Here is a 13,767-nt window from a genome sequence, read left to right as displayed (position 1 = left end):
GAGCGGAGCTCAGTGGGTCTCGGGGCGGAGGACCTTGGTCCGGAGGACCGACTCGTTCAGGTTCATCTGGCGGTCGAGCTCCTTGACGACCGCAGGCTCGGCCTGCAGGTCGATGACCGAGTAGATGCCCTCAGGCTTCTTCTTGATCTCGTACGAGAGACGACGACGGCCCCAGGTGTCGACCTTCTCGACCTTCCCGTTGCCCTCACGGACGACGGAGAGGAAGTTCTCGATCAGAGGGGCGACAGCGCGCTCCTCCAGATCGGGGTCGAGGATGACCATCACCTCGTAGTGACGCATGTGGAACCCACCTCCTTTGGACTCAGCGGCCACGGTCGTTCCGTGGCAGGAGGGTTGTGATGCGTACGCAACGGTATCGGCCGCCACTGACAATCGGGGGGCCGGTTGGCGGCTTCCCCTGCGTGGACTGGGCGGACTCCCTGGCATGGCCTGGGCAGACACCGGTGCAGACGGTACAGAGTACCCGCACACGTGCTTCCGGTTGAAATCAGCCCTGGGGGCCCGTCAATCTGTACACATCGGGTGTGTATGGCGCTACGATGCGCCGCCTTCCGCAGGAGGTGCCCTATGGCACAGGAATTGCGACCCAACACCGTCGGAGGCCTCTTCGCCACGGACGGAAAGCCCCACCCTCTCCAGGACACCCTGCTCGCGGTGACTCTGGTGCTGGGCCTCACGTCTTTCGTCACGGCGCAGTTCCACCACCTACACCTGCTCAGCTCCTGGACCGGCCTGGTGGGCATCCTCGTCGGTGCGTACGGCCAGTGGATCTCGGAGACGACCCGCGAGCGCTTCGCGCTGATCATCGGTCTCGGCGCCTCGGCGGTCGGCTTCTTCCTGGGCATGGCGCACGGCGGTCTCTTCTGACGCCAGGGGCACCGTCCTCCGCACGCCGCCCACGGAGACAGCTTTTCTCCGAACACCGGTAGAACACCGCATAGAACGGCATCGAACGTCTCGGCGGCCCGTAGGCCGGGGCGAAGCTGCCGTACGCCCAGTCGGGGCGCTCCCGAGGCGCAGTAGGCTTCGGCGCGAGAGCCGGAGCCCCTGTACCCATGGGGACACACCAGCCCGAGGAGCGCCCCGAATGAGCCTGACCCTGAGGACGATCAGTCGCGAGCAGCATCTGGCATACATCCAGAGCCTGCCGTCGGCGAGCCACATGCAGGTCCCGGCCTGGGCGGATGTCAAGGCGGAGTGGCGCTCGGAGAGCCTCGGCTGGTTCGACAAGAGCGGTGAACTGGTCGGCGCCGGCCTCGTCCTCTACCGTCAGCTGCCCAAGATCAAGCGCTACCTCGCCTACCTGCCCGAGGGCCCGGTCATCAACTGGTTCGCGCCAAACCTGAACGACTGGCTGGAACCGATGCTCGCGCATCTGAAGCACCAGGGCGCCTTCTCCGTGAAGATGGGCCCGCCGGTGATCATCCGGCGCTGGGAGGCCGGCTCCATCAAGCAGGGCATCCAGAACCCGGACGTGAAGCGGCTGCGCGACATCGAGGCCGACTTCATCGAGCCGCGCGCCTTCGAGGTCGCCGACAAGCTGCGCCGGATGGGCTGGCAGCAGGGTGAGGACGGCGGGGCCGGCTTCGGCGACGTGCAGCCCCGCTATGTCTTCCAGGTGCCGCTGGCCAACCGGTCCCTGGAGGAGGTCCACAAGAACTTCAACCAGCTGTGGCGCCGCAACATCAAGAAGGCCGAGAAGGCCGGCGTCGAGGTCGTCCAGGGTGGCTACCAGGACCTCGAGGAATGGCAGCGGCTGTACGAGATCACGGCCGTGCGCGACCACTTCCGCCCGCGCCCGCTCTCGTACTTCCAGCGCATGTGGACGGCTCTCAACACCGAGGACCCCAACCGCATGCGGTTGTACTTCGCCCGTCACGAGGGCGTGAACCTGTCGGCGGCGACGATGCTGATCGTCGGCGGGCACGTCTGGTACTCCTACGGGGCCTCCGACAACATCGGCCGTGAGGTCCGGCCCTCGAACGCGATGCAGTGGCGGATGCTGCGCGACGCCTACGCGCTCGGCGCCACCGTCTACGACCTGCGCGGCATCTCCGACTCGCTGGACGAGACCGACCATCTCTTCGGTCTGATCCAGTTCAAGGTGGGCACGGGCGGCCAGGCCGCCGAATACCTCGGCGAGTGGGACTTCCCGCTGAACAAGCTGCTCCACAAGGCTCTCGACATCTACATGTCGCGTCGCTGACCTCGCGCTCCCTGCTCCGATACCGTCAACTGCTGCACCGTCGATAGCTTCCATATCTCTGATACACCGCAGCCACGAGAAAGGTTCCAGGTCCGGCCATGGCGCTCACGCTCTACGTCGACACCGCGCGCTGGCGGGCGCACCACAAGCACGTGCAGGAGCAGTTCCCGGGGCTCGTCCCGGTCTGCAAGGGCAACGGCTACGGGTTCGGGCACGAGCGGCTGGCGGAGGAGGCCACACGGCTGGGCTCGGACGTCCTCGCCGTCGGCACGACGTACGAGGCCGCGCGTATCAAGGACTGGTTCGGCGGTGATCTGCTGGTGCTGACGCCGTACCGGCGCGGCGAGGAGCCGGTGCCGCTGCCCGACCGGGTCATCCGCTCGGTGTCGTCCGTGGACGGCGTCTACGGCCTCGTGGGCGCCCGTGTCGTCATCGAGGTGATGTCCTCGATGAAGCGGCACGGCGTGAGCGAGCGCGACCTGCCGCAGCTGCACGCCGCCATCGAGAACGTCCGACTCGAGGGCTTCGCCATCCACCTGCCGCTGGACCGCACCGACGGCTCGGACGCCGTCGAGGAGGTCATCGGCTGGATGGACCGGCTGCGCGCGGCCCGGCTTCCGCTGCACACGATGTTCGTCAGCCACCTCAAGGCCGAGGAACTCGCCCGCCTGCAGCAGCAGTTCCCGCAGACCCGCTTCCGCGCCCGCATCGGCACCCGGCTCTGGCTGGGGGACCACGAGGCCACCGAGTACCGCGGCGCGGTCCTGGACGTCACGCGCGTCTCCAAGGGCGACCGCTTCGGCTACCGGCAGCAGAAGGCGGCCTCTGACGGCTTCCTGGTGGTCGTGGCGGGCGGTACGTCGCACGGGGTGGGCCTGGAGGCTCCCAAGGCCCTGCACGGCGTCATGCCGCGCGCCAAGGGCGTTGCCCGGGCCGGCCTCGCCACGGTCAACCGGAACCTTTCTCCGTTCGTCTGGGGCGGCAAGCAGCGCTGGTTCGCCGAGCCGCCGCACATGCAGGTCTCGATCCTGTTCGTCCCCGCGGACGCTCCTGAGCCGCAGGTGGGCGACGAACTGGTCGCCCATCTCCGGCACACCACCACCCAGTTCGACCGGCTCGTCGACCGCTGAACAACGGCCGCCCGGCAACGCCGTAACAGCAGAAGGCCGTACACGGACTCTCCCGTGTACGGCCTTTTGCGTGCCTTCCTGAACTCTGTTCGCTCAGAGCGAACCGCCGGTCGCCTCTCGGCTTCCCCACTCCACCTGCGGCCCGTCGAAGTGGGCCGCGTGCCGTGGTGGATGGGCCGCGGGACCGAGCACGAAGACGTCCTCCGCCCGGTCGAGCACCCCGCCCGAGGGGTCATCGTCGCCAGCCCTGCGCACCGGGTCCCGCTCAGGCATGAGAATGTCCCGTACGACGAGGGCGCACAGATACAGCGTCCCCAGCAGGTGCGCGCCGATCGCCCAGTGGTAGCCGTCGGGCGGCAGTCCCTTGTGAGCGTCCCCGCTGGTCGTGTACGCGAGGTACATCCAGATCCCCAGGAAGTACGCCACCTCGCACGCCTGCCAGATGAGGAAGTCACGCCACCTCGGCCGGGCCAGCACGGCCAGGGGCACCAGCCACAGGACGTACTGCGGCGAGTAGACCTTGTTGGTGACGATGAACGCCGCGACGATCAGGAAGGCAAGCTGGGCGAAGCGCGGACGGCGCGGCGCGGTGAGCGTGAGCGCGGCGACGCCGGCACAGCACAGGAGCATCAGCAGCGTGGCGAGCGTGTTGACGGTCTCGGTGCTCAGCGGGTCGGTGGAGTTCTGGGCCATGATCAGCCAGAAGGAGCCGAAGTCGACGCCCCGTTCCTGGCTGAACCGGTAGAACTGCGACCACCCGTCCCAGGCGAGGAGCATCACCGGAAGGTTCACGACCAACCAGGCGAAGGCGGTGCCGCCCAGCGCCTTTCCGAAGTCCCGCAACTTGCCGGCGCGCCAGCACAGCACGAACAGCGGGCCGAGCAGGAAGACGGGATAGAGCTTGGCGGCCGTGGCGAGCCCCAACAGGACACCGAAGGCGAGCGAGCGGCCCCGCGACCACATCAGCATCGCCGCGGCCGTCAGAGAGACGGCCAGCAGGTCCCAGTTGATGGTCGCGGTCAACGCGAAGGCAGGGGCCAGGGCGACCAGCAGGCCGTCCCAGGGGCGCCGGGTGTGAGTGCGCGTCACGCAGACGGCGATGACGGCCGCGCACACCATCAGCATCCCGGCGTTGACCATCCAGTACCACTGCTCCTGGTCCTGGATGCTGCCACTGCTCGGCGTGAGCCAGGAGGCGACCTCCATGAACACGCCGGTCAGCACCGGGTATTCGAGGTACTCCATGTCGCCGGGGAGCTTGTCGAAGTACGGCACGAGCCCGTCGGCGAATCCGCGCCCCTGGTAGAGATGCGGGATGTCCGAGTAGCAGGCATGCGTGTACTGCGAGCTGGCGCCGAAGAACCAGGCGCCGTTGTAGCAGGGTGCCTTCTGGACCAGACCGAGGGCGAACATGCCGATCGCCACGAGCGCGATGATCCGCACAGGCGTCCACCAGGACGTCCCGAGCAGGGCGCGCCGTCCGATGGGGCCACCGATCAGCTCACTCCCGCTTGCGGCGACCTCGTCCTCCTTGGTCGGCCGCACCGGGTCCGGCTTGTGCATGCTCGTGGGCGTCGTCTCTGCACTGGACATGAGGCACATCCTGCCGTACGTCCCTGAGACGTCCCCATGCCTCCAGCGAACAACGTTGTGTGCGCCTGCGCCTCGGAGACCGCTACCAAAGGAGTCCTGCGGCTGAGTGTTTCACGTGAAACCGACGTTTCACGTGAAACAGGCCGACGCCCGAGTGCCCCCCAAGAGGCGAAACGGCCGGTGGCCGGCACCCACCAAGCGGGGTGCCGGCCACCGGCCTTCATGCGACGGGTGAGCCATCGGTCAGCCTGACGGTCCGCCGAAGATGCCTCCGTTGCCGTTGGCATTGCCGTTGCCGTCGGTCTCCGTCTCCGTTGGCGTCGGTGTCGAGGTCACGCCTCCGTCAGTGCCGCCGTTGTCCGCACCTCCGACGTCATTGCACTGGAAGCCGAAGCAGGTCTCCGTCGGCGTGGGCGTCGGCGAGGTCAGCGACTCACTGGGCGTCGGACTCGGAGTCGGGCTGGCTTCCTCGGTCTGGCTGGGCGTGGGAGTAGGCGTCGGGGTCGGGATGTCGTTGATGACCTCACCGATGGCCTCCGGCGTCGGGAAGGGCTTCGGCTGCGTGCCCTTCAGCGCCTGCTCCATGTAGTCATGCCAGATCTCGGCCGGGAACGAGGCACCGTGGATCTTCTCCTGGCCACCCGTTCCGAACATCTTCAGGAACTCACGGTTCTGGTTCTTCTCGTTGTCGTCCATCCTGAACATCGAGATCGCCGTCGACAGCTGCGGGGTGTAGCCGACGAACCAGGCGGACCGGTTGCCGTCCGTGGTACCGGTCTTGCCCGCCACCTCACGGCCGGTCAGCTGGGCGTTGGTACCCGTGCCGTCCTCGACCACCGTCTTCAGGACGTCCGTGACGTTGTCAGCGACCGCCGAGGTGAAGGCATCCTTGGTTAGGGTTTCGTGGGTGAAGACATCGCCGTCCTTGCTCGTCACCTTCGTGACGGAGAAGGGAGCACGCTGCTTCCCGCTGGCCGCGAAGGTGGCGTACGCGCCCGCCATGCGGATGGCACTCGGCTGGGAGGTGCCGATGGAGAAGGACGGGTAGTTGGCACCGGCCAGGCTGCTCTCCAGGACGCCGGCGTCCACCGCCGCCTCCTTCACCTTGTCCAGCCCGACATCCATGCCGAGCTGCACGAAAGCGGAGTTCACCGACTCCCGCATCGCCTCACGAAGGTCGATCCGGTAGCTCGGCGGAGTGCCGTACGACTCATCGCCGTCGTTGACCTGGTTCCACTCTTCGCCCTTCTCGTTCCGCCAGATCTGACGGTCGTAGTCCTTGATCTTGAGCTTGTTCTTGCCGCTGTAGAAGCTCTTCGGAGAGACCTTTGTGCGTTCGTCCTGGGCCTGCTCCGCGGGGCCGTCAGGGTTCCGGACGCCCCACTTCATCGCGGCGGCGAGCACGAACGGCTTGAACGTCGAGCCGACCTGGGCACCGGTCACATCGCAGTTGTTGGTGAAGTGCTTGGTCGCGTCCGAGCCTCCGTAGCAGGCCCTGATCGCACCGGTGGACGGATCCACCGAGGCCCCGCCGAACTGGACGTGGGTGTCGGTCTTCGGCCGCTCCTCGGGCTTGATGTTGGCCTTGTAGACCTTCGTCACTGCCTTCTCGAGCTCCTTCACCTTTTTCTTGTCGAAGGTGGTGTAGATCGAGAGGCCGCCCTCCCGCAGCTTCTGTTCGGTGATCCCGGTCGTCTTGCTGTTGTTGACCAGGTAACTGTTGGCCAGATCGACGAGGTAGCCGATCTGGCCGCTCAGGGCGGTGTTGAAGCGCGGGTTCTGCACTTCGGGGAGCTTGGTGTACTTGGCTCGCTCCTCCGCGCTCAGATGCCCGTACTCGACCATCTTGGTGAGGGTGTCCTGCATCTGGATCAAGGCCCGCTTGCTGTTCGCCTCGGGGGTGGCCGCCGGATCGATGGACGTCGCACCTGCGGGGTCGTAGTACGTGGCGCCCTTGAGCATGGCCGCCAGGAATGCGCACTGGCCCGCGTTCAGGTCGATGGCGTTCTTGTTGAAGTAGGCGCGGGCAGCGGCCTGGATCCCGTAGGCATTGCGGCCGTAGTAAGCGGAGTTCAGGTAGCCGGCCATGATGTCGTCCTTCGGCACCGTGGTTCCTACCTTGACCGAAATGAAGATCTCCTTGAACTTGCGAGAGATCGTCTGCGACTGGTCACCGAGCCGCGCGTTCTTCACGTACTGCTGGGTGATGGTGGAACCACCCTGCGTCTCGCCACCGGTCGCCATATTGAACACCGCGCGGGCGATGCCCTTCGGGTCGATGCCGCTGTCATCGTAGAAGGTCTTGTTCTCCTGCGAGATCACAGCGTTCTGCATCGCCTTGGGGATCTGCGACAGGTTGATGATCTGCCGGTTCGTCTCACCGCCCGTGGAGACCATCTCGTCTCCGTTGGACCAGTAGTAGACGTTGTTCTGCGCCTTCGCGGCCAGGTCGACCTTGGGGACGCCCACCATGGCGTAACCGATACCGGCCACGGCAACCAGGCTCCCGAAGAAGGCCAGGAAGAGGCCCGACACGAGCTTCCACGAAGGCACCCAGCGCCCGACGCCGTACTTACCCGCCCGCGGATAGTCGATGAACCGCTTCTTTCCGGGGGGAGCGGCCCTGCCGCGGCCCCGCCCGGGACCGGTCGGCCCGCCCGGAGCGGCCCGGCGGCCACCCCGGCCAGGCTCGGCCGCTCTACGGCGGCCGCCACTTCTCTGGGCCGCGCGGCGTGCCTCGGCTCGGCCGCCGTACTGGCGTTCCTCGCCTCCCGAACCGCTGGGACCCGACCCGTACGAGTCGGAGGGAGACCCGGTGGCGCCTCGCGGTGCCGCGCGGCGGCCGGAGGACGAGCCGGACTGGCCGCGTCGGGCCGCGGCACGTCCGCCTCCCTGCGGCTGCGGCGGTTTGCGACGGTGCTCGCTCATCGAACGACTACTCCTCGGGCAGGCGCACCCCTGCGCGCCTGGCAACGGCGGCGATTTTCCGGTCCCCCCGGAGTACGGATGTGGTCGGTCCCGCATTCACCCGTACTGCACCAAGGACAACGACGCCCACGGACGTCGCTCGGTTCCCGGTGGTGTGCATGGCGCACAGACTACGCACCGGCAAAGCCCGCCTTGCACCGAACTTCACCCCAAATCAGGCAACTCGCTCCCCATGAATCGTTGATGTGATCCCGTTCACCGTTCCCCCACTTGTCGCGTCCGGAAGGCCGTTCTATCGTCTTGATGTATCGAGTCGATACATCAGCGCGAGATAAGCCGAGGAGGCGAGGGGATGAGCCGACGTTCCGGGATCCTCGAGTTCGCCGTACTCGGACTGCTCCGCGAGTCCCCGATGCACGGCTACGAGCTGCGCAAACGACTCAATACATCGCTGGGCGTGTTCCGTGCCTTCAGCTACGGCACGCTCTATCCCTGCCTCAAGACGCTGGTCGCCAACGGCTGGTTGATCGAGGAAACGGGGAACACCGCCGAGGACGCGGTCGCAGCGCCCCTCGCGGGCCGTCGCGCCAAGATCGTCTACCGGTTGACGGCGGAAGGTAAGGAACACTTCGAGGAGCTGCTCTCGCAGACCGGCCCTGACGCGTACGAGGACGAGCACTTCGCTGCCCGATTTGCCTTCTTCGGACGCACACCGCAGGACGTGCGCATGCGCGTGCTGGAGGGCCGCCGCAGCCGGCTGGAGGAGCGCCTGGAGAAGATGCGCGCCTCTCTGGCACGCACTCGGGAGCGCCTCGACGACTACACGCTTGAGCTCCAGCGCCACGGGATGGAGTCCGTGGAGCGCGAAGTGCGCTGGCTGAACGAGCTCATCGAGAGCGAGCGGGCCGGGCGGGACCTGAAAGGTTCCGCTTCCGGGGGGTCCGCTCAGCAGGACACCACATCTGGAGAGCCGGGCGATCTGCCCCGTCCCGGGGACGCCCCCAAGACGGATTCGCCCGGCGACACCGCCACGTGAGCGCCCAGTCAGGGCCTCACTCGTACACACAGGGAGCAACCGGAATGGGTTCGGTTCGCGTAGCCGTCGTCGGCGTGGGCAACTGCGCCGCGTCGCTGGTTCAGGGAGTCGAGTACTACAAGGACGCCGACCCGGCGTCCAAGGTCCCCGGCCTGATGCACGTGCAGTTCGGCGACTACCACGTCCGGGACGTCGAGTTCGTCGCCGCCTTCGATGTCGACGCGAAGAAGGTCGGCCTCGACCTCGCGGACGCCATCGGCGCCAGCGAGAACAACACCATCAAGATCTGCGACGTGCCCCGCACCGGCGTGACCGTCCAGCGCGGCCACACCCTCGACGGCCTCGGCAAGTACTACCGCGAGACCATCGAGGAGTCCGCCGAGGCCCCGGTCGACGTCGTCCAGGTCCTCAAGGACAAGCAGGTCGACGTCCTCGTCTGCTACCTGCCCGTGGGCTCCGAGGACGCGGCGAAGTTCTACGCCCAGTGCGCCATCGACGCCAAGGTCGCCTTCGTCAACGCCCTGCCGGTCTTCATCGCAGGTACGAAGGAGTGGGCGGACAAGTTCACGGAGGCGGGCGTCCCGATCGTCGGTGACGACATCAAGTCCCAGGTCGGCGCGACCATCACGCACCGCGTCATGGCGAAGCTGTTCGAGGACCGCGGCGTCATCCTGGACCGCACGATGCAGCTGAACGTCGGCGGCAACATGGACTTCAAGAACATGCTCGAGCGCGAGCGCCTGGAGTCCAAGAAGATCTCCAAGACGCAGGCCGTCACCTCCCAGATCCCCGACCGGGAGCTCGGCGAGAAGAACGTCCACATCGGCCCGTCCGACTACGTCGCCTGGCTCGACGACCGCAAGTGGGCGTACGTCCGCCTCGAGGGCCGCGCCTTCGGTGACGTCCCGCTGAACCTGGAGTACAAGCTCGAGGTCTGGGACTCCCCGAACTCCGCCGGCGTCATCATCGACGCCCTGCGCGCCGCGAAGATCGCCAAGGACCGCGGCATCGGCGGCCCGATCCTGTCGGCCTCGAGCTACTTCATGAAGTCCCCGCCGGTCCAGTACTTCGACGACGTGGCCCGCGAGAACGTGGAGAAGTTCATCAAGGGCGAAGTCGAGCGCTAGCGAGACACGGCACTGTGCTGGCGAGACGCAGCACTGCGCGCCAAAGCACCGCAGCGCCGCACCAGAACGCTCCTGCCAGAGCTGCCGAGGGTCCCCGGGTTGTACCGCCCGGGGACCCTTCCCGTATGTGAGGCTGGGCCCCATGTCCGTCGTACGCGACCTGCGGGTCCTGCTGCGCTTCCGGAACTTCCGGCGCCTGCTCACCGTACGCCTGCTCTCGCAGGGCGCCGACGGCGTCTACCAGACCGCGCTCGCCACGTACGTCGTCTTCTCGCCGGAGAAACAGACCTCCGCCGCCGCGATCGCCTCCGCGATGGCGGTGCTGCTCCTGCCGTACTCCCTGGTGGGGCCGTTCTCCGGTGTCCTGCTGGACCGCTGGCGCCGCCGCCAGGTTCTCCTGTACGGCGGCCTGCTGCGCACCGTGCTGGCCTCGGCGACGGCTGTCCTGATCCTCACCCAGGTCCCGGACTGGCTCTTCTACGTCTCCGCCCTGTGCGTCACCGCCGTCAACCGCTTCGTTCTGTCCGGCCTGTCCGCCGCGCTGCCACGCGTGGTCGACGAAGAGCGCCTCGTGATCGCCAACTCCGTTTCCCCGACTGCCGGAACGCTCGCCGCGTTCGCAGGTGGCGGTCTGGCCTTCGTAGTACGGCTGGTGATCTCGGACTCCGACGCCGCCGTGGTGCTCCTGGCAGCCGTGCTGTACCTGTGCGCGGGGCTGGCGTCGCTGCGCATGTCACGAGAACTGCTGGGACCTGACCTCGAGTTGGTGCAGCCAGGTCTCGCAGCCGCCCTCTCCGGAACCGCACGCGACCTGGCGGCAGGCGTACGCCATCTCGCCACTCCGCCACGCCGGGAGGCCGCCTGGGCGCTGTTCACGATGACCCTGATGCGCTTCTGCTACGGCGCCCTGCTGGTCATGCTGCTGATGCTCTGCCGGTACGCCTTCTCCTCGAACACCGATGACGGACTCGCCCTGCTGGGGCTGGCCTTGGCCATCTCCGGCGCGGGATTCTTCGCCGCCGCCGTGGCAACCCCCTGGGCTGCGGGGCGACTTGGCCCGGGCCGCTGGATCGTGGTGTGTGGGGCGACAGCGGCGATCCTGGTCCCCGCGCTCGGCCTACCACTCGCCACAACTCCCATGCTGGCGGCGGCATTCGTCCTGGGTCTGACGACACAGGGTGCGAAGATCGCTACGGACACGATCGTGCAGACCTCGGTCGAGGACGGCTTCCGGGGCCGGATCTTCTCCGTCTACGACGTGCTGTTCAACGTCGCATTCGTCGGAGCCGCCGGCGTGGCCGCCCTGATCCTGCCGCCCGACGGCCGCTCGACACCTCTCCTGGTCACAGTCGCCGTTGTCTACGCGGCAGTTGCTGCGGCTATGGCCCGCTTTGAACACCGCTCCGTGTCACATCAATGACACGGAGTCCCCCTCGATTGAGGGGCTGTCAGTGGTGGCCGGTAACTTACGTCCGTCTTATAACGCGCATTGCTCGCGTCACACACCCATGTTCCAGGGGGAACCTCAAGTGACAACTCCGCCGCCCCAGGGCAACCCGTACGCCCAGGGCCAGAACCCGTACGCCCAGGCTCAGCAGCCCTACGGTCAGCCTCAGGGTCAGGCCCCGTACCCGCCCCAGGGCGGCTACCCGCAGCAGCCGGGCCAGCCGGGATTCCCCCCGCAGGGGGCGGCGCCGTATGCGCCGGTTCCGCCGCAGCAGCCGGGCCGCAGGTTCAGCTTCAAGACGATCAAGAACGTTCTTGCCGTCACGGCCTTCGGCATCATGCTCATTGTCGCCTACGTACTCAGCCAGGACGATCCCAAGAACGCCGCGGAGGGCGACTGCCTGAAGGCCCCGTCTTCGTCGGTCTCGGATGACACCCTCGAGATTGTGGACTGCTCCTCCTCCGAGGCCGAGGTGAAGATACTCAAGAAGATCAAGGGGCACTACACGTCTCTTACCGCCCAGACCGAGTGCAGCAAGGTCGAGGGGGCCACCAGCGTCTACACCGAGACGATGAAGACGGGCACCAGCGACGAGGAGTTCCTGCTGTGCCTCAAGACCCTCTGATCTGACCCTGTTGTTTCACGTGAAACATCGAAGAGGCGGGGCCATGTTTCACGTGAAACATGGCCCCGCCTCTTCGTCTGCCCGGGTCCACTCAGGCCTCTGACTCCTGGGCCCACCACTCCTTGAGCGCACCCACCGCCTCGTCGTACCCCATCGGCCCGTTCTCCAGCCGCAGCTCCAGCATGTGCTTGTACGCGCGGCCGATGACCGGCCCCGGACCGACGCCGAGGATCTCCATGATCTGGTTGCCGTCGAGGTCGGGGCGGATCGCGTCCAGTTCCTCCTGCTCCTGGAGCTGGGCGATCCGATCCTCCAGACCGTCGTAGGCGCGGGACAGTGCGGCCGCCTTGCGCCTGTTCCGCGTGGTGCAGTCCGAGCGGGTCAGCTTGTGGAGGCGGTCCAGGAGCGGGCCCGCGTCACGGACGTAGCGGCGGACGGCGGAGTCCGTCCACTCTCCGGTGCCGTAGCCATGGAAGCGCAGGTGGAGCTCGACCAGACGTGAGACATCCTTCACCAGCTCGTTGGAGTACTTGAGCGCGGTCATGCGCTTCTTGGTCATCTTCGCGCCGACCACCTCGTGGTGGTGGAAGGAGACCCTGCCATCCTTTTCGAAGCGGCGCGTGCGCGGCTTGCCGATGTCGTGCAGCAGCGCGGCCAGCCGGAGGGTCAGGTCGGGCCCGTTCTCCTCCAGCGCCATCGCCTGCTCCAGGACGATCAGCGTGTGCTCGTAGACGTCCTTGTGCCGGTGGTGCTCGTCGCTCTCCAGCCGCAGGGCCGGCAGCTCCGGCAGCACATGCCCGGCGAGCCCGGTGTCGACCAGCAGCGCCAGGCCCTTGCGCGGGTGAGCAGAGAGGATCAGCTTGTTCAGCTCGTCCCGCACTCGCTCCGCCGAGACGATCTCGATGCGCCCGGCCATCTCCTTCATGGCCGTCACGACCTCAGGAGCCACCTCGAAATCGAGCTGCGCCGCGAAGCGCGCCGCCCGCATCATGCGCAGCGGGTCGTCCGAGAATGACTCCTCGGGCGTGCCCGGAGTGCGCAGCACATGCTCCGCGAGATCCTCCAGCCCACCGTGCGGATCGATGAACTCCTTCTCCGGCAGCGCGACGGCCATCGCGTTCACGGTGAAATCGCGCCGGACGAGGTCCTGCTCGATGGAGTCGCCGTATGACACATCGGGCTTGCGGGAGGTCCGGTCGTAGGCCTCCGACCGGTAGGTCGTCACCTCGACCTGGAAGCCGTCCTTCTGTGCCCCGACCGTTCCGAAGGAGATCCCGACATCCCATACGGCGTCGGCCCATGGGCGCACGATCTTCAGCACGTCCTCGGGGCGGGCGTCGGTCGTGAAGTCCAGGTCGTTGCCGAGCCGGCCGAGCAGCGCATCCCGGACCGATCCACCGACCAGGGCGAGTGAGAACCCGGCATCCTGGAATCGGCGGGCGAGGTCGTCGGCGACAGGGGCGACCCGCAGCAGCTCGCTCACCGCGCGGTGCTGCACCTGGCTCAGGACACTGGGCTTGTCTTCGTTGGCGTTCGGCACAACAGAAGAGGGTACGTGGCCCTGGCGGCCGCGAGCTCCTCCATTAAACGTGCACACTGCGTGCACGGACACCTCTGTCCATACGGGCGCAAGGACTGCTCTTGAGGCGCAGAG

General features: G+C 67.1%; 11 protein-coding genes. 7 read left to right on the top strand and 4 right to left on the bottom strand.

Annotated features, from left to right (window positions below; genetic code table 11):
• Positions 1-9: 9 nt before the first annotated feature.
• Entirely contained in the window at positions 10-300 is a 291-nt protein-coding gene (rpsF, locus tag IF78_RS0124745; RefSeq protein WP_005482942.1) for a 30S ribosomal protein S6, read from the bottom strand.
• Positions 301-588: 288 nt separating this feature from the next.
• Between rpsF and IF78_RS0124740 the strand changes: the two genes are divergently transcribed.
• From IF78_RS0124740 to IF78_RS0124730, 3 genes are all read left to right on the top strand, one after another.
• Entirely contained in the window at positions 589-888 is a 300-nt protein-coding gene (locus tag IF78_RS0124740) for a hypothetical protein (RefSeq protein ID WP_031484686.1), read from the top strand.
• A gap of 220 nt (positions 889-1,108) precedes the next feature.
• A complete protein-coding gene (gene femX, locus IF78_RS0124735; protein ID WP_031484683.1) occupies positions 1,109-2,227 on the top strand; it encodes a peptidoglycan bridge formation glycyltransferase FemX in 1,119 nt (372 codons plus the stop codon).
• Positions 2,228-2,325: 98 nt separating this feature from the next.
• Positions 2,326-3,357, top strand: coding sequence for an alanine racemase (locus IF78_RS0124730; RefSeq protein ID WP_031484681.1), 1,032 nt, complete (start codon positions 2,326-2,328; stop codon positions 3,355-3,357).
• 93 nt (positions 3,358-3,450) lie between these two features.
• Here IF78_RS0124730 and IF78_RS0124725 read toward each other — a convergent pair whose 3' ends face one another.
• Both IF78_RS0124725 and IF78_RS0124720 read right to left on the bottom strand, forming a co-directional pair.
• Positions 3,451-4,950: a glycosyltransferase family 87 protein gene (locus IF78_RS0124725; protein WP_199921424.1), complete on the bottom strand. Its 1,500-nt coding sequence runs from the start codon at positions 4,948-4,950 to the stop codon at positions 3,451-3,453.
• Between the two features lie 243 nt (positions 4,951-5,193).
• Positions 5,194-7,878, bottom strand: coding sequence for a transglycosylase domain-containing protein (locus IF78_RS0124720; RefSeq protein ID WP_078662572.1), 2,685 nt, complete (start codon positions 7,876-7,878; stop codon positions 5,194-5,196).
• A 352-nt stretch (positions 7,879-8,230) separates the two neighbouring features.
• On the opposite strand from IF78_RS0124720, the gene IF78_RS0124715 reads away from it, so the two are divergent.
• The 4 genes from IF78_RS0124715 to IF78_RS0124700 all read left to right on the top strand — a co-directional run bounded on the left by IF78_RS0124715 (position 8,231) and on the right by IF78_RS0124700 (position 12,113).
• Positions 8,231-8,914, top strand: coding sequence for a PadR family transcriptional regulator (locus IF78_RS0124715; protein ID WP_031484675.1), 684 nt, complete (start codon positions 8,231-8,233; stop codon positions 8,912-8,914).
• Positions 8,915-8,958: 44 nt separating this feature from the next.
• The gene (locus IF78_RS0124710; RefSeq protein ID WP_031484673.1) at positions 8,959-10,041 is read left to right on the top strand and encodes an inositol-3-phosphate synthase; all 1,083 of its coding nucleotides are present in this window, start codon (positions 8,959-8,961) and stop codon (positions 10,039-10,041) included.
• A 142-nt stretch (positions 10,042-10,183) separates the two neighbouring features.
• The gene (locus IF78_RS0124705; RefSeq protein ID WP_031484670.1) at positions 10,184-11,461 is read left to right on the top strand and encodes an MFS transporter; all 1,278 of its coding nucleotides are present in this window, start codon (positions 10,184-10,186) and stop codon (positions 11,459-11,461) included.
• Between the two features lie 109 nt (positions 11,462-11,570).
• A complete protein-coding gene (locus IF78_RS0124700) occupies positions 11,571-12,113 on the top strand; it encodes an LppU/SCO3897 family protein (RefSeq protein ID WP_031484668.1) in 543 nt (180 codons plus the stop codon).
• Positions 12,114-12,204: 91 nt separating this feature from the next.
• On the opposite strand, the gene IF78_RS0124695 is transcribed toward IF78_RS0124700, so the two are convergent.
• Entirely contained in the window at positions 12,205-13,653 is a 1,449-nt protein-coding gene (locus tag IF78_RS0124695) for a CCA tRNA nucleotidyltransferase (RefSeq protein ID WP_031484666.1), read from the bottom strand.
• Positions 13,654-13,767: the final 114 nt, after the last annotated feature.

Origin of the sequence: Streptomyces bicolor (assembly GCF_000719285.1) — a bacterium.
Classification (GTDB): Bacteria; Actinomycetota; Actinomycetes; order Streptomycetales; family Streptomycetaceae; genus Streptomyces; species Streptomyces bicolor.
This window is presented reverse-complemented; position numbering and strand designations above follow the sequence as displayed.

Excerpts from the sequence above, each read along its gene's own strand:
- IF78_RS0124710 (WP_031484673.1), top strand. The coding sequence starts at position 8,959 with ATGGGTTCGGTTCGCGTAGCCGTCGTCGGCGTGGGCAACTGCGCCGCG.
- femX (WP_031484683.1), top strand. The coding sequence starts at position 1,109 with ATGAGCCTGACCCTGAGGACGATCAGTCGCGAGCAGCATCTGGCATAC.
- IF78_RS0124730 (WP_031484681.1), top strand. The coding sequence starts at position 2,326 with ATGGCGCTCACGCTCTACGTCGACACCGCGCGCTGGCGGGCGCACCAC.
- IF78_RS0124740 (WP_031484686.1), top strand. The coding sequence starts at position 589 with ATGGCACAGGAATTGCGACCCAACACCGTCGGAGGCCTCTTCGCCACG.
- IF78_RS0124705 (WP_031484670.1), top strand. The coding sequence starts at position 10,184 with ATGTCCGTCGTACGCGACCTGCGGGTCCTGCTGCGCTTCCGGAACTTC.
- IF78_RS0124725 (WP_199921424.1), bottom strand. The coding sequence starts at position 4,950 with ATGTCCAGTGCAGAGACGACGCCCACGAGCATGCACAAGCCGGACCCG.
- IF78_RS0124715 (WP_031484675.1), top strand. The coding sequence starts at position 8,231 with ATGAGCCGACGTTCCGGGATCCTCGAGTTCGCCGTACTCGGACTGCTC.
- rpsF (WP_005482942.1), bottom strand. The coding sequence starts at position 300 with ATGCGTCACTACGAGGTGATGGTCATCCTCGACCCCGATCTGGAGGAG.
- IF78_RS0124720 (WP_078662572.1), bottom strand. The coding sequence starts at position 7,878 with ATGAGCGAGCACCGTCGCAAACCGCCGCAGCCGCAGGGAGGCGGACGT.